This is a genomic window from Vagococcus intermedius, from assembly GCF_029144185.1.
Classification (GTDB): Bacteria; Bacillota; Bacilli; order Lactobacillales; family Vagococcaceae; genus Vagococcus_D; species Vagococcus_D intermedius.
Genome location: NZ_CP110232.1, coordinates 1,249,010 through 1,272,453 on the forward strand (window position 1 = coordinate 1,249,010; position 23,444 = coordinate 1,272,453).

The window sequence follows — 23,444 nt, forward strand, 5'->3', positions numbered from 1 at the left end:
ATATCTTTAAGTTAATCCCGCTAGTAATTTTTGCCACTTTGCTAGAATCAACTCTTCTGAATAATTTTCAGCTTGTTTAAGACATGCTTCCTCAACAACTTGATAAGCAGCTGGACAATCTTTATAAATAGAAATAAATTCCACCATAGCCCGACCGATTAATTCATAATTCCCTTCTGGAGCTAGAAAACCAGTTTCACCACTTTTAATAATTTCACTCGGTCCATACTTAATAGCATAGGCAAATGCTGGACAACCATTTTGAAGACTCTCCAAATAAGTCAAACCAAAGCCTTCGCGATTACTCAAGTTAATACAACATAAAGCAGACCTAAATATCTCACTGATGTTAGTAATAAAGCCATGAAAAAAGACCCGATTTTCTAAGCCTAACTCCTTGACTAAGGCTACTAATTGATGATAATAATTACAATTTTTATTCGTTCCATAAATATTCAAATTAACGTCGTCATAATACAAAGTTACTTTATGAAATGCCTTGATCGCGTCCTCTAAATTTTTATCAGGATCTGTTCTGCTCAACATAACAATATCCTGACGGTTTCGCCCATAAATAAAAGGGGTACTAACTGGTAGAAGGAAGTGCCCGATTGTTTCTAATGGGAGTTCATATGGCAAACGTTCTTGAATATCTGTTTTTTGTTGTTCAGTTAGTACGACTATTTTTTGATAGATTTGTGGAGATTGCGTTAATACAATTCCGTAAACATAGGCGAAACGTCCAATCTGGGAATTTTGATGTGGCATTAGATGCGAGCTATGAAACTGAGCAATTAGGTTATAGTGGGGAAAGCTCTTAAACAAATAATTATATTTATTTACACGATCAACAATAAATAAGCCATTTTCTCCATCAAACCATCTTCTTAACCACTCTAATTTAAGCGCTGCTTCATTATGGAATATTTTTTTGACGACGGGTTGCTCTTGATCATATAGATAGGTTTTAGTCGGACTTAATCTATTAGTAGGGTGTTCAAAAAAGAAAGTAGCGGCTAAATACCCCTGAATATGATACAGGTCTATCTTATATAAGCGACCGTCCTTAACATATTTGATTAAAGATAATGTTCCGTCAGAAAATGTTATTCTATCAATACTTAGATTATCTTGTTTAGTTATATTATGTTGTAATGTACCAGTAAATTTATCCATTAAATCAGAAGTTGTAATTCCTTGAAAATCAAGATACATATTTTTAAATTTTAGTTGAGGATGAAAAATCTCTTTGTCAATTAGCATTTTTCGTATGTTTAAACTATCCGTTGATAAACTGTCATTGGTAATAGTTGGAATAATCCCACCTTTCTCAATGAATAATTTTGCTCGTCTTAGTACAGAAATTTCTAATCCGGCCATTTTTGAACTCAATGCCGCCACCATGAAATATAATGGTCTATCCATTTTTAAATTGCCTCCTTTATAAAATAACTACCGGTATATCTGTTGTCTCTTTTACGTTAAAATTAGCATTGAGTAACCAATTTTTTTGAATAACTTCCAAATTTGCGACTATATTATTAACCTGATCATAAAATAAATTGGCTTCTTTTAGATGAGTTAAGACTGGAATTCCAGCTTGAAAATAATTATCCTCATTTTCTTCAATCGTCTTAAAAAGAATCCCCTTCGATAATAACTCTGTCCTAATTAATTTCCCTCTATTTAGATGGTCTACTTTGATAAGCTGATTATCCATCTTACGAACTAAGGCTTTTTGGACCAGACGTTGGACATCATCATAAATATCATACAAGATAGTTTGATCCGTTTGTTCTATGACATCGTAACAATATGTTCTATCGAATTCTAAAAATTTAGGAGCTTTGATAACTTCTTCTCCAAAATAAAAAGAAATAATCTGTATCGCATTCAATGAGGATAATTGTTTGCTTATATTGGCTTTAGCTTTTTCATAACTTTCAATATTATCGCTATCTATTGTAAAAATAGTTAAATCAGTTATTTTTTCTTCCGTTAAGTTTTTTTGAATATGTTCTGTCATCTTTAACTCTTTTAAAAAAATGGTCTTCTTCAAAATTAAGCCTCCTTCTAAAAAAAATTACTTACTTATTAGTTATAATAACAATAATTTGTTTGTTGGAATTATCTTATTTTTTTAAAAATAAGATAATTGGATAATAAAAAAACAGATGAAATGATTCATCTGTTTTTATTTATTAAAACCTAATAAATGAGAACTTATTTTTAACTGACGGTAGACTAATAATTGAGAAATAACATAGGATACTACTAGACTAATTAATAATTTGATACAAAAGTAAGTTGGGCTAAAGGTGACATTCGTCATATACATATAGCGACTCACCCCTGTTACGGAAACCGTAAAAGTAATATAAGTTACTAACAAAATAACAGTCGGCTTTCTTAAAAAACTAAAAGCTAAATACTCACCATTATGTGTCAAATCTTGCTTATTAAACAAACTAAAAGAAATAACTAGCATAATCAAGCTAATAACTACACTCAACAATAACAATTTCCAATTAAATTGATACCCTTGATAGATTTCCTCAACTCTCATTAAAAAAGTACGACTATTTAAAGCGTCTTCAAGCTTTCTCCCTAATAGTTCATACCTTACGACAGCCACTAATTCAGTTAGAGCATTATTTAGAAATAGTAAAGAGAACCAAAATAAACTGATGGTTAAAAGACCAGTCACCCACTCTGCCAATACTATCCCTGCTAAACAACTTGTAAGATACACAGTTACCGTCAAGATGCTACTTGCCAACACACCTAGTAGCGCCTGTCCCATATCAACTTTGAAATATTCCATTGGAATTTGCCACCATAGGTTCAATAAGGCAATCGTTTTGGCAGCTATAACCACAATAAAAAATCCACCACCGATAAGTATTAACTTAGTTTTAAAAATATCGCCTCTTTTGAACCTAGAACTAAATAATAAGGTATTAAATCCAGTCTTGTAGTCTAAGAAAAAAGTTAAAAAGCCAACGACGATTGCACAGACAAGGTATACGGTAATATTCTGACTAAAGTAAATGTAACCATTCCCACTACCATATATTTCATTAGTTAAATAAAATTGCAGTTGATGGTCACGAAATTCTTTAAAATCTTTAGTGTACGTTTCCTTTTTTCCCTCCCCATGATATAACATGACCTCTCCTGGATGTTTTTCTTCCGGACTGGTGTCTGCTTTTGAGTACTTGATTTGTTCTTCAAAAGTATTTTTTGCCACTTTTTCATTATGATACTCTGCTTGCCAATTTTTAACACCAGTCTGTGAATTCATCACAGCAAATCCAAGTACTAAAGCTAGCATCAAAAGCAGATAAATTTTATAACGTTGCCATAGAATAGCTAGTAGTTCACGATTAATCATACTTGATTCCCCCTTATAAAGTCATCGTCTGAAATAAATATTTCTTCATCTGCCAAATCGGCTCTAAATAAATCTTCCAATAAAACTGGTAATTTTTCCATAACAATTGGTCTTAACGCTCGTAATTCCTTATCTAGTTCAGGAGAATAAGGATTAAATATACCTACAATAACCCTACCTTGTACGTCAATTACTTTGGCATGATCCCTTACCAGTTTTGGTAATGTATTTTCTTTAAATACCAACTGTAACTTAACCGCCTCTGAACGCAGTTCCTCAAGGTGATATTCTTTAGTAATTGTTTGATCTTTTAAAAACAAAACTCGGTCAATAAGTTGCTCTAACTCCACTAAATTATGAGAAGAAATTAAAATAGGACGCTGATTTAAGCTGACCTCATTTAAAACTAACTGGATTGCCTGTTTTTTTATAAGAACATCTAAGCCGTCAAAAGGTTCATCTAATAAAAGATAATTAGCACCACTTGAAATAGCCAAGATAATCATCAGCAATCCTTTCATCCCTTTAGATAAACGTTTGAATACTACTTGCTCTGGTAGACGATGCTTTTTTATTAAGCCAAAAAACTTTTCTGAATCAAACCCTAAATATAATTTTTTATAGTAAGATGCTATTCTATTTACAGTTAAATTTGCTAAAAAATTATATTGATTATCTAAATAAAAGATTTCTTCATAATTTAAGCATTCTTTTTTTAAAGACGTACCATTAATTATCACTTCACCAGAGTCTTCTTGATAGTGATTGGCAATAGTTCTAAAGAGTGTTGTTTTACCAGTTCCATTTCGACCTACTAACCCGACAATTTCCCCTCGATTGAGAGTGAAATTAATATCTGAAATAATCTCTTGATGATTAATTATCTTCGCTAGATTTTTTACTTCCATCGCTATTTCCTCCTAACCCTTCACTTATCTCAGCCAACCATGATTGCAATTCAGGTAAACTGACATTCAGATAGCTTGCTTCAATTACTATTTTTTCTAACGCTTCTTTTAATTTTCCAACTTGCTGTTCATTTCTATAATGTCTTTGTTGTTTATCACTAACAAATGTCCCCTTTCCTCGAACCGTAACGATGACACCTTCCGATTCTAAGGTTTTATAGGCTTTACTTACAGTATTAGGATTAAGCATTAGGACACTAGCCATTTCCCTAACCGACAGTAACTTATCTCCTGGCTGAAAAATCCCCTGAACAATATCTTCTTTTATACCTAATACAACCTGTTCGTAAAAAGGATAAGGACTATTTTTATTGATAATCATGTTGCACCTCCATTCAACTGTTCTACGTGTATTAGTATACACAGTACACTTTGTTTTGTAAAGCCTATTTGCAAAATAAAAAAAGTAGCGGACTAGCTACTCTTTTTTATGATAATAGTTAATTTATCTATGGTGTATCATTCCCCTAAGACCATGTTTAACTGTTAAAATAGGGTGTTTTAAAATCATTTTAGGTCCAGAAAATCTCATGATTTTTTTCATCTGTTCACGGTAATTTTCTTGATAACAATGAATAGGACATCTTTGGCAGGTTGTTTTCGATTCGCCAAATCGGCAATATTCCAAGCGTTTTTTGGCGTAACTTAACATTCTTTTTTCAGAAATAGGAGCGGAATTTTCTGTTTTATGATAATATGTTTTAATCATTACCTCAATCAGTTGAATCTCTTCGCTAATAATTGGTCCGGTATTCTTGTTCATTGAAGTCTCCTTTTTATCAAACGTTGTTTTATTGTTTAGTTTATCACAAAATAGATTTCAAAAAAACCTGACTAGTTGATAAAAACTAGTCAGGTTTTTTTTAATTTAACACTCGTCGATGGCACGATTTAACGCCATTAAAAATTCAGCTTTTCCATAAAAATCTGGTTTCAATAACTCTGGAAAAATTTCAGCAAAGAAGTAACGGACCGAAGCACAGTGTTGGTGCTTTTTGATTGTTTTGACGCCTTCAATAAACATCTCTTTAAAAGCTTGTTCGGGATTTCCTTTGACAATTTCTTCAAATGACTCGTATAGTAAATCTATCTTGTCGGACACGGCTAAGATTTCACCCTCTAAAGAATTGTCCTTACCATCAGCTAAACGTCTACGAAAAATATCTTGAAATTCATCTGGAATCTCTAAGTTGATAAATTCATCCGTCATTTTTTCTTCAACAGTTTGTAACATACCACGTAATTCTTTGTTAGCATATTTAACCGGTGTTTTAATATCACCAATAAATCGCTCAGTATAATCATGATTTAGTGATTTTTCATAAAGACTTTTCCAATCAATTGTTTCACCATTTAATTCTTCAATATCACCTAATACTTGTGCAATTGAAGCAACACGGAATGAATGAGCTGCAACTGTATGCTTGGTATATTTAAAGTGCCCTGGTGCACGTACGATTGTTTCAAGGTTATTTAAACCTAACAGATATTCATTTAATCCCATCTTCATTCCCCCTACTAATTTTTATTATCATACCATTATATTCATAATAGTCAACTAATAACCTGTTAAGTGAACTTAGCTGACATCATTTAACCATTCATTTTAATGTTTCGGCTACATTTAAATTCAAACTAACCGCTGATTCGTTATCTTTGTGGTCTTCTACCATCGAAACAAGTAGCTTATCTGGATTCTCTGGGTTGAAAGCAAAAACGAAACTATTTTCAATTCCTTTAGTATCTTGCTTCTCTTTGATTTCAGCTGTTCCTGTTTTAGCTGCTAATCCTAAACCTAGTTGATCAAATTCATGGGCTGTCCCTTGGGGATCAGAAACGACTTGTTTTAACGATTCTGTCACTTTTTCAGCTGTTTTTTTAGAAATGACTGCAGGTAATTCTTTTGTTTTGTCTTTTACTAATAATTTAGGTTCGGACAATTTTCCTTCGTTGGCAAATACACTATACATACTTGCCTGTTGGATGGGATTGATTAATAACTGGCCTTGTCCGTACGCTGTATCCGCCAACAAAATATCATTTTCAAATTTGGTTGTATTTGAAATTTGAGCAGGTTGCATCTCAATCGGAACATTTAGTTTTTTACCAAAAATAAAGCGGTTCAATCCTTGTCTAAACGTTGCTTCTCCCATTTCCAAGCCTTCTTGAGCGAAATAAATATTATCCGAATGAACAAGTGCTTGTGTCATATTAACCTCAGGAGTCTCTGTAACTCGTGTTACCCAATAATCACCCCAAGAGGCATCTTTTTGCCACTTCAAACCAGAAATAGTTCGCGTTTTAGATGGTGTCGTAATGCTAGCATCTAAACCAATTGCTGCAGTGATTGCTTTAAAGGTTGAACCAGGGGCATAACCTGTTGCAAAGCGAGCTAAAAATGGTTTATCTGGATTACTCGCGTATTTTTCATATTCTTCTGAACTAATCCCATTTGCTAGCTTATTAGGATTAAACGATGGTGAACTGACCAAGCTTAAAAGACTACCATCTTGAGGATTCATGACAACCGTTGCCCCTTTATTCTCTTTTAAAGCCTTATAAGCCGTCTGCTGTAAATCCGAATCTAGTGTTGTTTCAATGTCTTGACCATCACTCTTTTTCTTTTCTACTAATACTTTCTTTTCCTTACCATTTGTGGCAACAATTGCGATTTTACCGCCTAGTTGTCCTCGTAGATTTTCATCGAAGCGATACTCTAACCCCGCTTTACCAATTAGGCCATTCGGATCTAAATTTGGTTTATCTTTAAGATCTTCCGCCGTGACGTTTCCAGTGTAACCAATTAATTGGGCTGAAGCCTCCTTAGTTGGATAATAACGAACCTCTTTTTGCACAATCGAGACACCTTTTAAGTTTGTCAATTCTTCCAAATCAACATCTGTATCAACTAGTGTTTTGAATGGTACAAACATCTCTGGTTGTACCCAGTCAGCTGTTAATTTTTCTTTTATATCCTCGACCGACATCTCAATTAGAATACTTAATCTAGCTATAGTCTCTTCTTGACTTTCACTATCTGTCATTAAACCTGGTGTCACTCCGACTTGAGGCACTTCTTTATTTGTAGCCAATGGCTTACCAGTGCTATCTAATATATCACCACGTTTTGGTGTCATTTCAGTCAATCTGATTTGATCTTTTTTAATCATTCCAGGAAAAATCAAATCAGGACGCCAATTGATTTTATAGCTACCTTTCACCTTAGTTAACTCAGCTTCATAAGATTGTTTTTTTAACTTACCTAATGGGGATGTCATCGTTAAATTATAGTGTAACTGACGTTTTCCGTCTTTTTTATCCACTGTTACTTGACTGGCTTTAACTTTATTAATTTCTAAGTCAGAAAAAACAGTCTCATATCGTTTAATTAACTCATCTTTAGTATAGCCAGCTTCTTTTAACGAGGAAGTTGTAAGATAGTTTGATAGCTTTTTGTAATTTTGTTTTTCTAAAGTAGTGATAAATTCGTCTGCTACTTTTTGAGGCTTCATTTGATTTTGAACGTACCAAATCCCACCGCCTATAAGACCTAAAACGCTAACGATACTCCCCAATAACATTCCATTTTTTTTACTTATCATTATATTTCTCCTAAGATATTTTAGTTTTATCTACTAGCTTTTTGCAATTATAACTCAAAGGTCAGTCTTAATTTTAACCCCCATGAGAATAAAAGTGAACTAAAAAAGTATCAGTTAGTTTATATCACACTAACTACTTTATTATACCACTCTCTTAGTATTTTTATATCGTCATCATTCAGAAAAAACAGTGAATAACTACCTATTAAGTTAGTTATTCACTGTTTTGTGTTAGAGATTTTTTAGCAATTGCAACTGAACTAATTCCTCCGTAATATTTAGACGCGTCAACTCTGTTGCTAACGGCGTCGCCAAATCAACATTACTCCAAGAACAATTAATTTCACCGTATTTTTTATATAAAGCACTTATCACACTTGAAAGATTTTCGATATTTTTTAATTGCAGTTGTCGAATTACAATCCCCTGTACACCTTCATTTGAAAGGGATTCTTGATAGCCAATAATGCCTATTGTTTCATCCTTATCACAAATTTGTTCAATAATTTGGCAAAAAGTAAATCTGTTTTGCCAAGGTGTTGTATCTGGTTCACTGACTGCTTGAGATGGACAAAAAACTAAAGCTTCTTCGGTTAGATTTAGCAATGGTGCTTGATAAAATCCTAAAGTAGTCAGTGGGATATAGCCCACCCCTAAATAAAGCTCCCTAGCACGATCATTTGATTTAATCACTTCAAATTTAATTTGATCGACACCTTTTTCTTTTGCCTCTTCTTCCATTTTAGCCAATAATTTTTGAGCCACACCTTGTTTTCTAAAACTTGGAATGACACCCATGCCACCCACCCAAGCTATATGTTGCTCATTAAAAACTTTAGAACCTGTTAATAGTATCCCAATTGGTTGATTTTCATCAGAAATAGCAATTAAAGAATCCTCAGGTGATAAACCGAAACTTTTCAGACGATTATTTAACCCCTCTACTGTCATTTGGATAGGAATACTATAATCTAAAAAAGCTTCATTCCATAATGCTGTTACTTTTTGATTATCTAGTTCTTTATATCTAATTATTTTCATTTTAAGCCCACCTTTTAATTATTTTATAAAATAGTATTGACTTTACTCTGTCCTATTAATAGTAATCTAATTGAAATGAAATGTAAATTGATTCAAATAATATATATATAATAAAAGTGCACAACATCACATGTAATTATTATGTTACGTGCACTAATTGCCGTTTTGTATGTTTTTATCTTTTTTTAAACAGATAAAAGCGAATTCTCTCATTAAAAACTATACAAATATAGATATCTGTCCGTTCATTTATTTTCAAAATAAGCGTATTATAAAAGTAGAGTTAAAGAATCTGATTAACTACTAGAAAATTTCAGAAATGAGGAATTAACATGCGTTATTTTGATTATTTTTTACCTAATGTAAACTTTTTTGGACCAAAATCGGTTGAAGTGATTGGTGAACGTGTTGAATTACTAGGGGTTAAGAAAGCATTGATCGTAACCGATACTTTTTTAAGAACGTTACCTGATGGACCAGTCGAACAAGTTGAAAAGCATTTAAAAGCTAAAAATATTGATTATGTCTTCTATGATGGTGTAGAACCTAACCCCAAAATTGCGAACTGTTTAGATGGGTTAAAAGTATATACAAAAAATAATTGTGATTCTATTATTACTGTAGGTGGCGGTTCAGCACATGATTGTGGTAAAGGAATTGGTATTGCTGCTACTCACGATAAACCGTTAACTGAATTAGCTGGTATTGAAACATTAGAAAATCCGCTACCTCCAATTGTTGCTGTTAATACGACAGCCGGTACGGCAAGTGAAATTACTCGTCATTGTGTGTTAACTAACTCAGATACTCATTTGAAATTTGTGATTGTTAGCTGGCGCAATGTCCCTGTCGTTTCAATCAATGATCCCTTATTAATGTTAGATATCCCAGCAGGACTGACAGCTGCAACAGGTATGGATGCCTTGACTCATGCGGTTGAATCATATGTATCAAAAAATGCAAATCCTGTAACAGATGCTGCGGCAATTCAAGCAATTAAATTAATCAGTACTAATTTGCGTCAAGCTGTGGCCAATGGGCATAATGTGGAAGCACGTGAAAATATGGCCTATGCCTCATTATTAGCAGGTATGGCCTTCAATAATGCAGATCTCGGCTACGTCCATGCCATGGCACATCAATTAGGTGGCCAATACGATATGGCACATGGCGTTGCCAATGCTATTTTATTACCCACTGTTGAAGAATACAACATGATTTCTAACTTAGATAAATTTGCTGATATTGCACGTTTTATGGGTGAAGACGTTACAGGCTTATCACAACGTGATGCAGCGGTATTAGCAATCCAAGCTATGAGAACTTTAGCAACGGATGTCGGAATTCCTGCTACCCTTAAAGAAATGAATGTCAAACGTGAAGATTTTGATTTGATGGCAACAAATGCTCTAAATGATGGGAATGCTTTCAGTAACCCTCGTCAAGGAAATAAAGCTGATATTATTAAACTATTTGAACAAGCCTACGAATAAAACCAAAAGAACTTGTAGCTATAGCTACAAGTTCTTTTGGTTTTTTCTTATCATGGATTGCTTTGATTTCGACAATAACATTGAGATTAACTGATATTCTTTTTGGACTAGTAATACTTGTTCCTGAACATCAATAGGTATTGACTTATTATCTCTTCTCTTGATCTCTTCTAATTCTAATTTGGTAATGGCAAGTGATTCAATAGCCTCTTCATAGGCAAAAAGACCTATTAAATCTAACACATCAACTAATCGAGCTTGATTGATTTTAAGACACGTCAAAATATTGGGTTCTAAATCGTTATAATTATTTTCCATAACTACCCCGTTCTTTCTCTCTTGCTACGCTAGCTTGACTTTTTCCCTAAACCCTAATAACCGCTTGGCTTAATAAAAATGATTTTTAAGTATCAATTTGATTTTTTATAGTAGTATCTTACTGTTGAGGCTATTATAGTAACCCTGTAAGTAAATAGTCAAGAACTATTATCTAAGTTCAAGGTTAAATAACATTTATCCTAATGAAGTTAAACTAACCTCTGAAAATCACAGGACATCATACTCTTACTTAAGTTATAGAATAACTATTCATATAACCCAACCTGGTTTATTTATTAAAAAATAAAAAACAGGCAGGTACAAAAACGACCTAACTGTTTTTTTAATTAAAGCATGATTTCAATCACATGATAAAAGCCTTTTTTAACCTCTATATCATCAGACATCGCCACAATTAAATGTTTGCCCTTACGATCACTCGGAAAAGCGATTGCCTGAGTTTGTTTTGGCAATAAATGCTGATTAATAACTTCAGCCTCACCGATCAATTCTAAGTTATCAGCACTTAACTCTCCAAAATTTTGCCAATTATTTTTAGTCATGTAATAACTCCATACCACTTTATGTTCAGAGGTTTCCTCAGCTGTTGATATCACATTATGTAATTTATTTTGGACTTCCTTTTCGATGTTTCTTGTCTTTTCTCTGGCAATCTCTTCCTGACTTTCACTAACTGTCATACTTTCTAACACTAAGTTTGATTGAATCTCTAAAGCATCTATGTTTTTAGAAATTTGTTTGTGATTTTTCTCTTCCAAATACAACCAAATACTCTGATTAGAAGAGGGTTCATAAATTGTTGCTTCCACTGGCCGTTTCTCTTGTGCGGTATTTGTATAACTCTTTTCTTGCATTACTCTGTCTCCTTCAACCTATCGTTATTTATCTACAAGTAAGATAAATGACATAACACTTTCAATTATAGCATCTTTATCTTTATATATGTTATTTTATTAACCTATTTTACATTAATCATTAAAAAAAAGCATACTGTAATTTATTCATTTCACCTAGTTTATAAGAGATTATTGATAATAAAAGAGACTATTTAGAGCAGAAATAAAAATAAGCTAATTCTGACTGTTCTTTTAATCTAGCATAGAAAAATATAATATTTTTTATACTGAATTAAAAAACAGTCCATTTATCTAAGTATTATGTATTATTTTTCAGCATATCTCTATTATTTTCTAATCAAAAAGCAACTTGGTAGAAGATACCAAGCTGCTTTTTGATTAAAAGACTAAACTGTTTACTAACTCAGGACACGGGTTGGCCAGAACGATATGATTGATGATCATCGCTTCTTCCTTAGCTCCTTCAACACCAGCTTCAACTGCGGCTCTGACAGCATCAACATCACCTGTAAGAACCACAAATGATTTACCAGCAATTCCTGTACCCAACTGTAAACTTATTAAATCGACATTGGCTGCTTTGACTGCATAATCAGCGGCGATAATTGAGCCTGCTGCTGAATAATACTCAATAGCCCCTATAGCAGATGAGTTATCTGGTATATGAGTCATATTAATAGCTGTAATAACTTTAGGATCAATTCTTGGAATTGTAAGCTTACCAACCACATGCATTCCCCCAATACGAGACCCTTCCTCAATTGCCCGTTGAATAGAATCTACACGACCGGAAATAATAATATAATACTTACCCGGACAGCTTGCTTTAGCAGAGATTAACTGACAATCCGCTGCTTTTAGCATAAAGTCTACTGCTTCAATTCCTTTTGCAATACTATTTAATTCCAAAAATCCTAGCGTATCAATATTGTTACTCATTATACTGCCACATCCTTTTTAATATGAATTAGTTGCTCGCCAACTGATTGAACTGTTCCTGTAATACTAGCATGAATTGGGGCACCTAATTGCTCATCTGATAACGTGGCAATGACATCCCCACTCATAACTTTTTGACCTTTTTCAACAATAGGCTGACAAGGTGCGCCAATATGCATTTTTAAAGGAATAAAGACTTCTTCAGATTCGTACTCCATCATCTCATCGAATTTATAATTGACATACTTTTCTAAGCCCATTTTTAATAAAATATTTTTAGGTGGCGTCTTAGCATATTCTCGCATTGGCTTAGGTACTAATTCTTCCCCATTGTATTTATAACGAATGCCTTTTTCAGCTAAACGATTTTTGACATAGATATTAACCTGACGTGGCGATAAAGACATCGGACAGGCAATCACCTCACAAATACCACACTCACAACATAAAATAGCCTGTTTCCAAACCGGATCATCGTCAATATCATCCGGAACATCTGTTAAAGAAAGATGTCGCATCACTTGGTGAGGATGTAACGGTATCCCAATTTGATAACGCGGGCATAAATCAGTACAAAGAGTACACTGGATACACGATGATTTCGCTTGATTGATAATTTGACTAATTTGTCTTTCATGCAAGCTATATAGATACTCTTTTTCTTCTAATACAATAATACCAGAGGTAGTTTTAGTCACTACTTGATCATCAAAATTATTATGATTGCCAATTTTCCCCATCATAGGTCCGCCATTTAAAAAGATGAATTGTGTCAATGGCGTGCCGCCTGCTAGTTCTAAACATTTGGTAAATGAAGTCCCGATTGGTACGGAGATTAATTTAGGTTCATTAACTTCTCCTGTAATAGTTAGGAGTTTGTGAGTCAAAGGCTTATCTAAAATCATCGCTTCATAAACATTTAACATCGTTGTTATGTTTGAAACGACACAACCTACTTGTAATGGAATACCCCCTGGTGGAACTGTTCGCCCTGTTACTTCATAGACAATTACTTGTTCATCACCTGCTGGATAAAAATTCCCCATTTTAAAAATGGTTATGTTAGCATTTAATTCACTAATAGCTGCTTCTAAAGCCGCGATTTCTTCATGATAATGTCCTTTCGTAGCGATTACAACATTTTCTGCTTGAACCAACTCTCCCACACTAGTAATTGCTTCAATACATTTTTTAGCATGATTTTTCATCACATAATGATCTGTTTTCAATAACGGTTCACATTCAGCCGCATTAATAATAAAATATTCAGCTTGGGCATTTAATTTTTTTGCGGTTGGAAAACCGGCACCTCCAGCTCCAACTATTCCTGAGTTGTGAATTTTTTCTAATAACATGAGTTCACCTACATTTCTTATTTTTTTCTATATATAACTGTAATAGACGTCATTGTCTCCTATATTGTAAGCTCTTTCACTCTTCTTTGCAATATTTTTTTACTAGCAAACAGCTAACTTTGTGAAAAAAATATTTTTCATAATAAGTTAGTTATTTAATTAAACTAGCCATTTTTCTCTATATAAATCTGAAGAAGCAGATATTTTTTTAATAAAATAGCGATAGTTAAACTTTCTTTGGCAGAAGAAAAGTTAACTATCGCTGACTTGTTATAATTATTTTATTTATTTTCTAGGAGAATTGATTTGTATCATCGTTATTAAAACAAACGCTGATTATGAAAACGTACGATAAGTTATTTTCTTATTTTATAAAGCGGCAATACGTATCACATCACGTGCGATAATTACCTCTTCGTCTGTTGGTATTACTAAAACTTTCACTTTACTATCAGCTGCTTCAATCGAAAGACTATCTGTTGCATTTTTAGCCTCATCAATTTTAACACCTAGATACGTTAGAGAATCACAGACAGCTTTTCGTAAGCGATCAGAATGTTCTCCCACACCTGCTGTGAAAACTAACGTATCCAAACCATTCAAATCAGCCGCATAGGAACCAACATATTGAATAATACGACGAGCAAAAACAGTCAAGGCCATTTCAGCTTGTTTATTACCCGCATCTGCTGCTTCTTCTACGTCACGATAGTCATTTGAAATACCTGAAAGACCTAATAAACCTGATTCTTTATTCATTAAATCTTTGATTTCTTGTGAGTTTAGACCTTCTTGTTCTTGGATAAATGGTAAGATCTGTGGATCTAAATCACCGGTTCTAGTCCCCATCACAAGCCCTGCTAGAGGGGTAAAGCCCATTGACGTATTGATTGACTTACCATCTTTAATAGCTGCAATACTACCGCCACTCCCCACATGACACGTAATCACTTTACTAGCTGCAGGATTGATTTTTTTAGCTTCTTCAGAAACATATTGATGGCTTGGTCCGTGGAAACCATAACGACGAATACCATAGTTTACATAATATTTATATGGTAAAGCGTACATGTGGAATTCTTCCGGAATCGTTTGATGGAAAGATGTATCAAAAATAGCAACTTGTTTCGCATGTGGCAAAACTGCTTTAAATGAACGTATCCCGATTAAGTTTACCGGATTATGTAAAGGGGATAAGGTACTTAGTTCGTCAATGTGCTGCTCGACTTGTTCGTCAATTAAGGTCGCATCTTGATAATAAGTCCCACCATGTGAAATACGGTGTCCTACACCTGAAATATCATCATATGACTCAATGATATTCTGCTCAGTTAAGGTATCTAATAATAAATGTACCGCCGCTTGATGATCTTTAATGGGCATTGTTTGGCTAGTTTTGCCATTGTATTTATATGAAAATACAGCTTCATCTGATCCGATACGCTCGATTGCCCCTTCAGTTATTACTTCTTCTTGGGGCATTATGAATAATTTGAATTTCAGAGAAGAGCTCCCCGAGTTAATTGCCATTACTTTCGTCATGATTTTTCCTCTTTTCACTTAAAACTTAAATTAGAAAATACTAAAGATTAGAGTAGCTAACATTGCGCCACAAATTGGACCAACGATTGGAACCCAAGCATATGCCATATTAGCATCGCTCTTATTAGGAATTGGTAAAATAGCATAAGCTAAACGTGGTGCAAAATCACGAAATGGATTTAAAGCGTAACCCGTTGTTGAACCTAAAGCTAAACCGACTGATGTGATAACTAAACCAACTATCAACGGTTTTAAACCGTCCGTAAAATCACCTAAGTTTAACATGATGTAAACAAAGAAGAATGTTGCAATAAACTCACCTAAAAAGTTAAATAATTTATTAGGAATCGCGCCACCACTTGCGAAAACACCCACTGTGTTCCCCTCTTCTGGTGTTGTTTCTTTAAAGTGAGGGTAGTAATGAATAGCAATAATCACTGCTCCTAAAAAGGCGCCGATAAATTGTGCCACTAGATACCCCAATACTTTACTTGCTGGGAATAACCCAAAGGCTGCTGAAGATAATGTTACCGCTGGATTTAAATGTCCTGCTGCTCCTAAGAAACTTGAAACATAGACACCAAAGGCGACAGATAGTCCCCAACCAAAACAGATATATAACCAACCTGAATTTTTACCATATGCTTTGTTTAAATTGACACTGGCTGTTAACCCAACCCCTAAAACGATTATAATCACTGTTCCTATAAATTCACCGAAATATTCTTGCATAAATAGACTCCTTATTATTTAATTATAGACTCAACAATGTGAGCTAATTCTTGATTTGTTGGTACAACTGGATTTCCTGGAAATGTACCATCTTCACGAGCATGTGAAACGATCCATTCCATATTTTCACGAACGTCTGATTCAGAAATGCCAAATTCTTTTAAAGTTTTCGGACATTTCATCGCTTTCATCATAGTAAAAATTTGTTTTTGTAGTCGTTTAATTAAGACTTGATCATTGGTACTAAATGATGCTGAGGCCAAGTCAGTTTTTCCAATAGCAGCGGCGTATTTAGCAGCAACTTGTTTATCACGTGCATTAAATTCAACAACGTAAGGGAGCAACATTGCATTTGCTAAACCGTGTGGGACATGAAATTTAGCACCAATTTGGTGAGCTAGAGAGTGACAAATACCTAAGCCAGCTGTATTAAATGCTAAACCAGCAGCACATGAAGCATCATGAATTTTATGACGTAAGTCAAAATCTGTACCATGCTGATACGTCTCTACTAAATGAGCAATAATAACTTGAATTGATTTTTCTGCTAAGGCATCTGTATACAAATTAGCATCATTGGCTACTAGTGATTCTAAGGCATGCGTTAACACATCTAATCCAGAAAAAGCTGTTACGCTATTTGGTGCACTCATCACTAAAGTTGGATCTAAAATAGCAATATCTGGAATTAAATGATCCTTAATAATTGGGAATTTCACACCATTTTTAGTATCTGAGACTACTGCTGTATTTGTAACTTCTGACCCTGTCCCGCTAGTCGTTGGAATGGCGACAAAATTTCCCACCTTTTGATTTGTTAATTTTTCGCCAAAAAAGCGAATGGCTTTGGCTGTATCAATCGCTGATCCCCCACCAACTGCAATAATCACTGACGGTTGAACCTCTTGATAGACCTCAACCCCACTCATGATATTTTCTAGCGGTGGATCTGGTTTAATGTCAGAAAATAATCTTACTTGATTGGTACTAGCAAGTTGATCACAGATGATATTCAAACTGTCAGTACCAGGCAAGAATGAATCACAAACCATTAAAATACGCGCATTTTGGATATCTCCTAGAACCGACAGACTGTCGGCTCCAGAATATATTTTTGTAGGAACAACCAATTTTTCCATTATTAATCTCTCCAAACTCTCATTGAAAATCCTTGAGGTGAATTTAAACGACGACGACGAGTAAATGTTTTCGCAGTAGTTGTTCCTTCACCAGTTGGTGTTGAAATTGTTAAAGCTGAAGCGCCGGTGAAGCCAACCCCTGTTCCGGCAAATGTAGGACCATTGACCACAAAGATAGACGTATTCATACGATGAGCTGCTTTATTAATATGTTTTAAATCACCTGAATGGATAGATGAGGTATGATGGTTACCACCTTCTGCTTCAAGAGCGATTTGTAACATATCATCAAAATCTTTCGCACAAACAACTGGGACAATTGGCATCAACATTTCTTTTTCAACAAATGGATGATCTTTTGCTGTTTCCATAATGATTAGATTTGGTTTACCTGTATAGCTAATCTTAGCTTCATCTAAAATATAAGTAGCGTCTTTACCGATAAATTGACGACTAGGTGTGCCATTTTCACGTAAAGTTAAAGCTAATAAAGCATCGATATCTTTTTGAGCTGTTAGTAAGAAAGCTCCTTCTGCTTGCATTAAACGAATTAAGTCATCTTTTACGCATTGAACAGCGATCACTTCTTTTTCAGCTGTACATAAGATATTGTTATCAAAAGCAGCTGATTCAACAATATTACGCGCTGCTAAAGCTACGTCTGCTGAAGCATCAACCATAGCTGGTGGGTTACCAGCACCGGCACCAATTGCTTTTTTACCGCTAATCATCGCTTGATGAACCACACCAGGACCACCTGTTACAACTAGTGCATCAATATCTTTATGTGCCATCATTTCTTGAGCAGCTTCAATTGATGGTTTTTCAATTGTTACAACTAAATTTTCTAATTTAACCGCATCGTAGATAAATTCATTCACTTTTTCGACTGCCCAACGTGAAATGTTTTTAGCTCCTGGATGAACACTAAAGTAAACTGTGTTCCCACCAGCTAACATCATAATAGCGTTGGCAATAACTGTTTCAACTGGGTTAGTACTTGGTGTCACCGCACCAATCACACCATAAGGTGCATACTCATACATGATTAATCCGCCATCACCTGTTTGAATTTCTGATGTTAAATCTTCAGTTCCTGGTGTGTTGAATAAAGCATTTTCTAATTTTAAAACCTTAGCATCAGCTGTACCCATTCCAGTTTCTTTTAAAATTTCTTCAGCAATATAATCTAATGAACCTGCGAAACCATCTTTGATTGCATCAATGACTTTGTTACGAGTTTCGATTGAACAATCCACAAAGATTTCTTGGGCTTTTTTAGCGGCACCAACAGCTTCATCAACCGTTTTGAATACCCCTTTATTGCCTGAAGCTGATGTTGATGCTTCTTTACTTCCTAATTCTTCTGATAAAATTTTTCTGATTTGTTCTTCTAAAGTTGACATAATGTTATTCTCCTTTTAATAAAGCTGCCACAGCAGTTTCACAAATTAATTGGTCTTCTGATACTAAGCCACCGCTGACACCAATTGCCCCAATGATTTGCTCTTCATAAATGATTGGTAACCCACCAGCAAAAGTGACTAAGTCACCCGCCATCATTGTTTCGATTTGATATAAATCGCCACCAGGTTGTGTCTCTTTGTTTAAATCTTTTGTTGGAGCTTGCATTAATAAAGCCGAATTAGCTTTTTTAGGTGCTAATGTTAAACTCACTAATTTAGCTTCAGGCATCCGATAAAGCATACGGGCATTTCCTGCTACATCACTGATACAAATAGTAACAGGTACCTTTATTTCACGAGCTTTAGCTTCTGCTACGTCAATCACACGCATTAGATTTTCTTTTGAAAATAGAACGTCAGCATGAACCATTTTAATCGCTTTTTCAATTGCTTCATTTAGGACATCATTTCCCATTAACTTCAGCCTCCTGTTGTAAATAGCGTTGAATAATTTCATCAATTCTTTTTTCTTCTTTGTCATGATAATCTTCATCACGAGCTAGAATATACATACAATCAGATAAGCGATTGACATATTTTAATAACTCTGGACGAATTACTATACCTTGCTCTTCAGAAAGACGGACCAACATTCGTTCACCACGCCGACAGACAGATCTTGCTAAATGTAAATGTGAGCCTGCCAAACTTGAACCTGGTAAGATAAATGTCGTAATAGCCGGTAATTTCTTAGTATAATTATCAATAACTAATTCTAATTCCTTAATATCAGTTTCTGAAATCTGTTGACTTTTATCTGAAAATTTTGTTTCATCCACTGTGGCAATTTCACCAGCCAATTGAAACATTTTATATTGAATTTTCACAAGTAACTGTTTATTTTCATCACATTGACAGAATTTTTCTGCCACACTAATAAATGAATTACATTCATCAAAAGTCCCGTAAGTATCGACACGATCAGAATATTTTTTGACACGTTGGCCATCAAATAAACTTGTTGTGCCTTTATCTCCGGTTTTTGTATAAATCGCCATAATATCACGTCCTTATTTGTTAAAACGATCGATAATGCCGACGATGGAACAATCAACCACATCACGTTCGCTAGGGTTATCTCGGTTTGTTTTTCTTGCGCCGGCACCTTTAACTAGTAGAACAAATTCACCAATGCCCGCACCAACGGTATCAGCTGCAACTTCTTCATAACGAATTGGGTCACATTCACTGTTAACTTGTTGTACAATCATTAGCTTTCGTCCAACTAACGAGGAATCTTTTTGACTCGCTTCGATACTTCCGACTACTCGCCCCATATACATGTCTCATCGATCCTTTCTACAATCCCTATCCCTCTTTTTTGTACTTGAAAACTTGCTTCATCTGTTAGCTTTTGTTTGCTAGTCTTAACTAAAATACTTGATTCAAAAAGTGTTAAGATTTCTTCTCTTTTTATAATGGCAGTTGTTAAGGCTATTACTTTTCGATTGTCAATTTCTAGCATAATCGGCCACGCTGTTAGCATCTTCCAAGGAACAAATAATAAAGTTTGATGATTGATTTTAAAAGAAAATGTCACCTGATAGGATAGTCCTGTTAGAATCCAAGCTACCCAAGGATTATCTTTCTTAAAATAAAATAAGTCATGAATCAATGATACTGGGACTTGTTCTAAAACTACCTGCTGATTATCAAAAAATAGCGTTGTTTCAGGTGCTTTTTTCTCAGTAAAATTCTCTTGGCAAGAAAGTGTTACTTGACTCGTTTGCCTTTGAGCTAACTTTTGGGTAATTAGTTTGATTAGTTCTGTTTCATTCATCTAACTCCCCCTGATCATACATGGCAATTCCTAAAGGCGTTACAAATTGTGGAAAGTGAGGACCAACTACTGGGCGTTTCATGACTTTAGTAAATGTAGGGATAAAATCAGTGAAATTGGTTGCCCCACCTACCAAAAGAACTGGGTCCTCCTCTTTAGCTACCACGTATTGTTTAGAAATACTTGCCATTTTTTCAGCAACTGGACGAATCACACCGAAGATTTCTTTTTCATTCGGTGCTTCCCGCTTAAGAAGTTCCGCCTCATCTACCGTGATACCTTTAGCACCAGCTAGGACAAGTGACATATGAAAGCCGCCAGTTGGTTCATCAAAAACTGATAATTGTTGGCCATCTTGGAAGTTACTAATCCCAGTTGTACCACCCCCAACATCGATGACACTGCCGTCATCTAGATGTAAAAATTTAGCTGCTGCCGTTGGTTCATCCACAATTGCTTGCGGAATAAAACCGGCATCACCGATAACGTTGGCGACTATTTTTTGACTATTTTCACCTGTTCCAGGTGGAATCGCTCCGCTTGCGCTTAGCAACTCTACTCCTAAAACTTCTTCAGCTTGCGCTTTTAGTTTCTTTAAAATTTGAACAGATTCAATGTAATTCACCACAATACCATCACGAACGACATCAGCATATTGGAAATTACCATAGATAGGATTATCTTCATGATCTAAAACAGCCAAAACGATGGAGGATGTTCCTAAATCGACTCCGACTTTTAGTTTTTCACCTTCAGACACTTTCCGCGCCGCTTGATTTTTTTTGACGAGCTGTGCAAATTCATCTAATAGTTGATTACTTACATTTAGATCCATGATGACACTCCCTATTCTTTAATTAACCGACCGACTGTTCCTTTACCGACATTGGCCGCATTAGCTTCATCCGTATCGATATGCATTTCTAAAACAAATTTTGGATCAGGACGAACAATGACATCGTCAAAAATTGTTTTACGTTCTTCAGAAGCTATTTCAACTTTTACAACATCACCTTTTTTGACACCAAAGTTTTCTGCATCGCGATCACTCATGTGGATATGACGTTTAGCTGCAATAGCTCCTTGAATTTGAACTTCACCATCTTTTGTTTTAACTGTAACAGTTGGCGTACCAGCTAAATCACCTGACATTCTAATTGGGACATTAACACCAATTTGACGGGCTTCAGTTTTAGCTAACTCTACTTGTGAATGAGCACGACATGGACCTAAAATCCGAACTCGCTCAATATCACCTTTAGGGCCTTGGATCGTTACAGTTTGATTTGAAGCAAATTCACCGGGTTGTTTAAGCGGTACTTTTACTGTCATTTCTTGACCTGGGAATAAAACATCAAAATCTGCTTGACTCAAATGTATATGGTGGTTAGATACACCAATTGGGATCTTTGGTTGACTTTCTTCGGCAATGATTTTACGAATCAGTTGTCTTAGTTCTTCTTCATTCATATTATTCATCCTAACGAATTCACTTATTTTTTAATACTTATTTTGTTGTTGGTAAAATTGTTTCAACATCTGTATGAGGGCGAGGGATGACGTAAGCAGCATACACTTCGCCAACGCTTTCAGCTGCACTAGTGCCAGCATCAACAGCCGCTTTAACGGCACCAACATCACCACGTACCATAACAGTTACTAAACCTGAACCAATTTTTTCTGTGCCAACAAGTGTCACGTTAGCCGCTTTAACCATTGCGTCCGCAGCTTCAATTGCGCCAACTAATCCTTTAGTTTCGATCATTCCTAATGCGTTATTCATAATAAATTCCTCCAATAAGATAGTTTTTTAAGTAAACGTATCGTTTTATTTGTACACAGTTCGTTTGATAACTTTGTTGCTATACCCCGCTATTTAACTAAAAGAGTTTAACTTTAACGCAGACGAGCTGTTTAAAAATAACCTTTACGATTTCTTAGGTTTTTTCTTTGTATTTGGTGCTTTTACCGCTTTTTTAACGGGTTCTGGTTTAGAAGTAGTCACTTTTTTAGTTATTCCAGGATCTACTTCTTTCTTAATACTTTCAGTTGCGACAACTTTATTAGTATCTGATTTTACTGTTTCAACTTTTTTAGGTGGAACAGCTTCTTTAGGTGCTACCGATTTTGCTGTCTCTGTTTTTTTTTCAACAGTTGGTTGGACTGTGACAGATTCTTTTTGTTCAACTAAAATGGCTTCTAACCCCTCTGCCACTCTTGGGATAACTAATGAAGCAACATATTTATCACTCATTTTTGCTGAGGCTACCCCTGATTCAACCGCTGCATTAACTGCCCCGACATCACCAATTACCTTCACAGCTAACCAACCTGACCCTTTGGCTTTTTCAATATCAAGAATTTCAACATTAGCTGTTTTAGCCATAACATCAGAAATATTAACCGCGCAGCCAAAACCGATTACTTCAATAATTCCTAAGGCTTTATTCATATTAATCACACTTCCTTCAACGTCTTAAAAGGAATTCCTTTTACAAGACGAGCGGCATTTGCCCCTAATTTCATTAATTCTTCTGGTTCAGTGCCGATTTGAAATAACGGCTCATCCTCAGGTAAGTTTTTATAATGTAACATTGCTTGATGGTCATCTAACACGATACCAACAGATAAAGGCGAACGAACAGCTAAGTCATAAGCCGCTGTTACCATGGTTGATTTGTTACAAGTCACAATTTCAAACGGCACTTCTTCCTCTTCAATTCCATATAAAATAGCATTGATAGGCGCTGTATCACTTAATTTTGCAAGATAAATCGTCGGATTCACACTCATCTTC

27 protein-coding genes are annotated in these 23,444 nt (G+C 34.9%); 1 reads left to right on the forward strand and 26 read right to left on the reverse strand.

Annotated elements, in window-relative coordinates; genetic code table 11:
* Positions 1-6: 6 nt before the first annotated feature.
* The 9 genes from OL234_RS05745 to OL234_RS05785 form a co-directional block, all read right to left on the reverse strand.
* Complete coding sequence (locus OL234_RS05745) at positions 7-1,425, reverse strand: glycosyltransferase (protein WP_275468293.1); 1,419 nt, start codon at positions 1,423-1,425, stop codon at positions 7-9.
* Positions 1,426-1,441: 16 nt separating this feature from the next.
* Positions 1,442-2,059: a hypothetical protein gene (locus OL234_RS05750; protein WP_275468294.1), complete on the reverse strand. Its 618-nt coding sequence runs from the start codon at positions 2,057-2,059 to the stop codon at positions 1,442-1,444.
* Positions 2,060-2,194: 135 nt separating this feature from the next.
* The gene (locus OL234_RS05755; protein ID WP_275468295.1) at positions 2,195-3,394 is read right to left on the reverse strand and encodes an ABC transporter permease subunit; all 1,200 of its coding nucleotides are present in this window, start codon (positions 3,392-3,394) and stop codon (positions 2,195-2,197) included.
* Positions 3,391-4,302 carry an ATP-binding cassette domain-containing protein gene (locus OL234_RS05760; protein ID WP_275468296.1) on the reverse strand — a complete coding sequence of 304 codons (912 nt, stop codon included), beginning with the start codon at positions 4,300-4,302 and terminating at the stop codon, positions 3,391-3,393. Before OL234_RS05760 ends, OL234_RS05755 begins: the two co-directional genes overlap by 4 nt.
* Positions 4,271-4,684, reverse strand: a complete 414-nt coding sequence (locus OL234_RS05765; RefSeq protein WP_275468297.1) for a GntR family transcriptional regulator — start codon at positions 4,682-4,684, stop codon at positions 4,271-4,273. Before OL234_RS05765 ends, OL234_RS05760 begins: the two co-directional genes overlap by 32 nt.
* Before the next feature lie 123 nt (positions 4,685-4,807).
* Entirely contained in the window at positions 4,808-5,125 is a 318-nt protein-coding gene (locus OL234_RS05770) for a nitrous oxide-stimulated promoter family protein (protein ID WP_275468298.1), read from the reverse strand.
* Positions 5,126-5,230: 105 nt separating this feature from the next.
* Entirely contained in the window at positions 5,231-5,866 is a 636-nt protein-coding gene (locus OL234_RS05775; RefSeq protein WP_275468299.1) for a YfbR-like 5'-deoxynucleotidase, read from the reverse strand.
* A gap of 97 nt (positions 5,867-5,963) precedes the next feature.
* Entirely contained in the window at positions 5,964-7,964 is a 2,001-nt protein-coding gene (gene pbp4 / locus OL234_RS05780) for a penicillin-binding protein PBP4(5) (protein ID WP_275468300.1), read from the reverse strand.
* Positions 7,965-8,195: 231 nt separating this feature from the next.
* Entirely contained in the window at positions 8,196-9,005 is an 810-nt protein-coding gene (locus OL234_RS05785; RefSeq protein WP_275468301.1) for a GNAT family N-acetyltransferase, read from the reverse strand.
* A gap of 332 nt (positions 9,006-9,337) precedes the next feature.
* Between OL234_RS05785 and OL234_RS05790 the strand changes: the two genes are divergently transcribed.
* Positions 9,338-10,498 carry an iron-containing alcohol dehydrogenase gene (locus OL234_RS05790; RefSeq protein WP_437184418.1) on the forward strand — a complete coding sequence of 387 codons (1,161 nt, stop codon included), beginning with the start codon at positions 9,338-9,340 and terminating at the stop codon, positions 10,496-10,498.
* A 24-nt stretch (positions 10,499-10,522) separates the two neighbouring features.
* Here the strand turns inward: OL234_RS05790 and OL234_RS05795 are convergent, their stop codons facing one another.
* From OL234_RS05795 to OL234_RS05875, 17 genes are all read right to left on the reverse strand, one after another.
* The gene (locus OL234_RS05795) at positions 10,523-10,816 is read right to left on the reverse strand and encodes a hypothetical protein (protein WP_275468302.1); all 294 of its coding nucleotides are present in this window, start codon (positions 10,814-10,816) and stop codon (positions 10,523-10,525) included.
* Positions 10,817-11,163: 347 nt separating this feature from the next.
* Positions 11,164-11,691, reverse strand: coding sequence for a lytic polysaccharide monooxygenase (locus tag OL234_RS05800; protein WP_275468303.1), 528 nt, complete (start codon positions 11,689-11,691; stop codon positions 11,164-11,166).
* A gap of 381 nt (positions 11,692-12,072) precedes the next feature.
* Positions 12,073-12,633, reverse strand: coding sequence for a BMC domain-containing protein (locus OL234_RS05805; protein ID WP_275468304.1), 561 nt, complete (start codon positions 12,631-12,633; stop codon positions 12,073-12,075).
* Positions 12,633-13,988 (reverse strand): 4Fe-4S dicluster domain-containing protein, encoded by a 1,356-nt coding sequence (locus OL234_RS05810; RefSeq protein ID WP_275468305.1) that lies wholly within the window; start codon positions 13,986-13,988, stop codon positions 12,633-12,635. Before OL234_RS05810 ends, OL234_RS05805 begins: the two co-directional genes overlap by 1 nt.
* A gap of 369 nt (positions 13,989-14,357) precedes the next feature.
* Positions 14,358-15,533: an acetate/propionate family kinase gene (locus tag OL234_RS05815; protein WP_275470116.1), complete on the reverse strand. Its 1,176-nt coding sequence runs from the start codon at positions 15,531-15,533 to the stop codon at positions 14,358-14,360.
* Between the two features lie 27 nt (positions 15,534-15,560).
* Positions 15,561-16,262 carry an MIP/aquaporin family protein gene (locus tag OL234_RS05820; RefSeq protein WP_275468306.1) on the reverse strand — a complete coding sequence of 234 codons (702 nt, stop codon included), beginning with the start codon at positions 16,260-16,262 and terminating at the stop codon, positions 15,561-15,563.
* Between the two features lie 14 nt (positions 16,263-16,276).
* Complete coding sequence (locus OL234_RS05825; protein WP_275468307.1) at positions 16,277-17,401, reverse strand: 1-propanol dehydrogenase PduQ; 1,125 nt, start codon at positions 17,399-17,401, stop codon at positions 16,277-16,279.
* A gap of 2 nt (positions 17,402-17,403) precedes the next feature.
* The gene (locus OL234_RS05830; protein ID WP_275468308.1) at positions 17,404-18,807 is read right to left on the reverse strand and encodes an aldehyde dehydrogenase family protein; all 1,404 of its coding nucleotides are present in this window, start codon (positions 18,805-18,807) and stop codon (positions 17,404-17,406) included.
* Positions 18,808-18,811: 4 nt separating this feature from the next.
* Positions 18,812-19,282 carry a GlcG/HbpS family heme-binding protein gene (locus OL234_RS05835; protein WP_275468309.1) on the reverse strand — a complete coding sequence of 157 codons (471 nt, stop codon included), beginning with the start codon at positions 19,280-19,282 and terminating at the stop codon, positions 18,812-18,814.
* Positions 19,272-19,865, reverse strand: coding sequence for a cob(I)yrinic acid a,c-diamide adenosyltransferase (locus OL234_RS05840; protein WP_275468310.1), 594 nt, complete (start codon positions 19,863-19,865; stop codon positions 19,272-19,274). Before OL234_RS05840 ends, OL234_RS05835 begins: the two co-directional genes overlap by 11 nt.
* A gap of 12 nt (positions 19,866-19,877) precedes the next feature.
* Positions 19,878-20,150, reverse strand: coding sequence for a EutN/CcmL family microcompartment protein (locus OL234_RS05845; RefSeq protein ID WP_496198490.1), 273 nt, complete (start codon positions 20,148-20,150; stop codon positions 19,878-19,880).
* Positions 20,132-20,647 (reverse strand): PduM family microcompartment protein, encoded by a 516-nt coding sequence (pduM, locus tag OL234_RS05850; RefSeq protein ID WP_275468312.1) that lies wholly within the window; start codon positions 20,645-20,647, stop codon positions 20,132-20,134. Before pduM ends, OL234_RS05845 begins: the two co-directional genes overlap by 19 nt.
* The gene (gene eutJ, locus OL234_RS05855; protein WP_275468313.1) at positions 20,640-21,482 is read right to left on the reverse strand and encodes an ethanolamine utilization protein EutJ; all 843 of its coding nucleotides are present in this window, start codon (positions 21,480-21,482) and stop codon (positions 20,640-20,642) included. The genes pduM and eutJ overlap by 8 nt, the downstream gene beginning before the upstream one ends.
* 11 nt (positions 21,483-21,493) lie before the next feature.
* Positions 21,494-22,117, reverse strand: a complete 624-nt coding sequence (pduL, locus tag OL234_RS05860) for a phosphate propanoyltransferase (protein WP_275470117.1) — start codon at positions 22,115-22,117, stop codon at positions 21,494-21,496.
* Between the two features lie 37 nt (positions 22,118-22,154).
* The gene (locus OL234_RS05865; RefSeq protein ID WP_275470118.1) at positions 22,155-22,433 is read right to left on the reverse strand and encodes a BMC domain-containing protein; all 279 of its coding nucleotides are present in this window, start codon (positions 22,431-22,433) and stop codon (positions 22,155-22,157) included.
* 141 nt (positions 22,434-22,574) lie between these two features.
* Positions 22,575-23,099 (reverse strand): BMC domain-containing protein, encoded by a 525-nt coding sequence (locus OL234_RS05870; RefSeq protein ID WP_275468314.1) that lies wholly within the window; start codon positions 23,097-23,099, stop codon positions 22,575-22,577.
* Positions 23,100-23,104: 5 nt separating this feature from the next.
* Positions 23,105-23,440 (reverse strand): glycerol dehydratase reactivase beta/small subunit family protein, encoded by a 336-nt coding sequence (locus OL234_RS05875; protein ID WP_275468315.1) that lies wholly within the window; start codon positions 23,438-23,440, stop codon positions 23,105-23,107.
* Between the last annotated feature and the right edge of the window lie 4 nt (positions 23,441-23,444).

Excerpts from the sequence above, each read along its gene's own strand:
- OL234_RS05840 (WP_275468310.1), bottom strand. The coding sequence starts at position 19,865 with ATGGCGATTTATACAAAAACCGGAGATAAAGGCACAACAAGTTTATTT.
- OL234_RS05745 (WP_275468293.1), bottom strand. The coding sequence starts at position 1,425 with ATGGATAGACCATTATATTTCATGGTGGCGGCATTGAGTTCAAAAATG.
- OL234_RS05755 (WP_275468295.1), bottom strand. The coding sequence starts at position 3,394 with ATGATTAATCGTGAACTACTAGCTATTCTATGGCAACGTTATAAAATT.
- OL234_RS05810 (WP_275468305.1), bottom strand. The coding sequence starts at position 13,988 with ATGTTATTAGAAAAAATTCACAACTCAGGAATAGTTGGAGCTGGAGGT.
- OL234_RS05760 (WP_275468296.1), bottom strand. The coding sequence starts at position 4,302 with ATGGAAGTAAAAAATCTAGCGAAGATAATTAATCATCAAGAGATTATT.
- OL234_RS05805 (WP_275468304.1), bottom strand. The coding sequence starts at position 12,633 with ATGAGTAACAATATTGATACGCTAGGATTTTTGGAATTAAATAGTATT.
- OL234_RS05870 (WP_275468314.1), bottom strand. The coding sequence starts at position 23,099 with ATGAATAAAGCCTTAGGAATTATTGAAGTAATCGGTTTTGGCTGCGCG.
- OL234_RS05790 (WP_437184418.1), top strand. The coding sequence starts at position 9,338 with ATGCGTTATTTTGATTATTTTTTACCTAATGTAAACTTTTTTGGACCA.
- OL234_RS05835 (WP_275468309.1), bottom strand. The coding sequence starts at position 19,282 with ATGGGAAATGATGTCCTAAATGAAGCAATTGAAAAAGCGATTAAAATG.
- OL234_RS05785 (WP_275468301.1), bottom strand. The coding sequence starts at position 9,005 with ATGAAAATAATTAGATATAAAGAACTAGATAATCAAAAAGTAACAGCA.
- OL234_RS05800 (WP_275468303.1), bottom strand. The coding sequence starts at position 11,691 with ATGCAAGAAAAGAGTTATACAAATACCGCACAAGAGAAACGGCCAGTG.
- eutJ (WP_275468313.1), bottom strand. The coding sequence starts at position 21,482 with ATGGATCTAAATGTAAGTAATCAACTATTAGATGAATTTGCACAGCTC.
- pduL (WP_275470117.1), bottom strand. The coding sequence starts at position 22,117 with ATGAATGAAGAAGAACTAAGACAACTGATTCGTAAAATCATTGCCGAA.
- OL234_RS05875 (WP_275468315.1), bottom strand. The coding sequence starts at position 23,440 with ATGAGTGTGAATCCGACGATTTATCTTGCAAAATTAAGTGATACAGCG.
- OL234_RS05770 (WP_275468298.1), bottom strand. The coding sequence starts at position 5,125 with ATGAACAAGAATACCGGACCAATTATTAGCGAAGAGATTCAACTGATT.
- OL234_RS05830 (WP_275468308.1), bottom strand. The coding sequence starts at position 18,807 with ATGTCAACTTTAGAAGAACAAATCAGAAAAATTTTATCAGAAGAATTA.
- OL234_RS05845 (WP_496198490.1), bottom strand. The coding sequence starts at position 20,150 with ATGTATATGGGGCGAGTAGTCGGAAGTATCGAAGCGAGTCAAAAAGAT.
- OL234_RS05775 (WP_275468299.1), bottom strand. The coding sequence starts at position 5,866 with ATGGGATTAAATGAATATCTGTTAGGTTTAAATAACCTTGAAACAATC.
- pbp4 (WP_275468300.1), bottom strand. The coding sequence starts at position 7,964 with ATGATAAGTAAAAAAAATGGAATGTTATTGGGGAGTATCGTTAGCGTT.
- pduM (WP_275468312.1), bottom strand. The coding sequence starts at position 20,647 with ATGAATGAAACAGAACTAATCAAACTAATTACCCAAAAGTTAGCTCAA.
- OL234_RS05765 (WP_275468297.1), bottom strand. The coding sequence starts at position 4,684 with ATGATTATCAATAAAAATAGTCCTTATCCTTTTTACGAACAGGTTGTA.
- OL234_RS05825 (WP_275468307.1), bottom strand. The coding sequence starts at position 17,401 with ATGGAAAAATTGGTTGTTCCTACAAAAATATATTCTGGAGCCGACAGT.
- OL234_RS05795 (WP_275468302.1), bottom strand. The coding sequence starts at position 10,816 with ATGGAAAATAATTATAACGATTTAGAACCCAATATTTTGACGTGTCTT.
- OL234_RS05820 (WP_275468306.1), bottom strand. The coding sequence starts at position 16,262 with ATGCAAGAATATTTCGGTGAATTTATAGGAACAGTGATTATAATCGTT.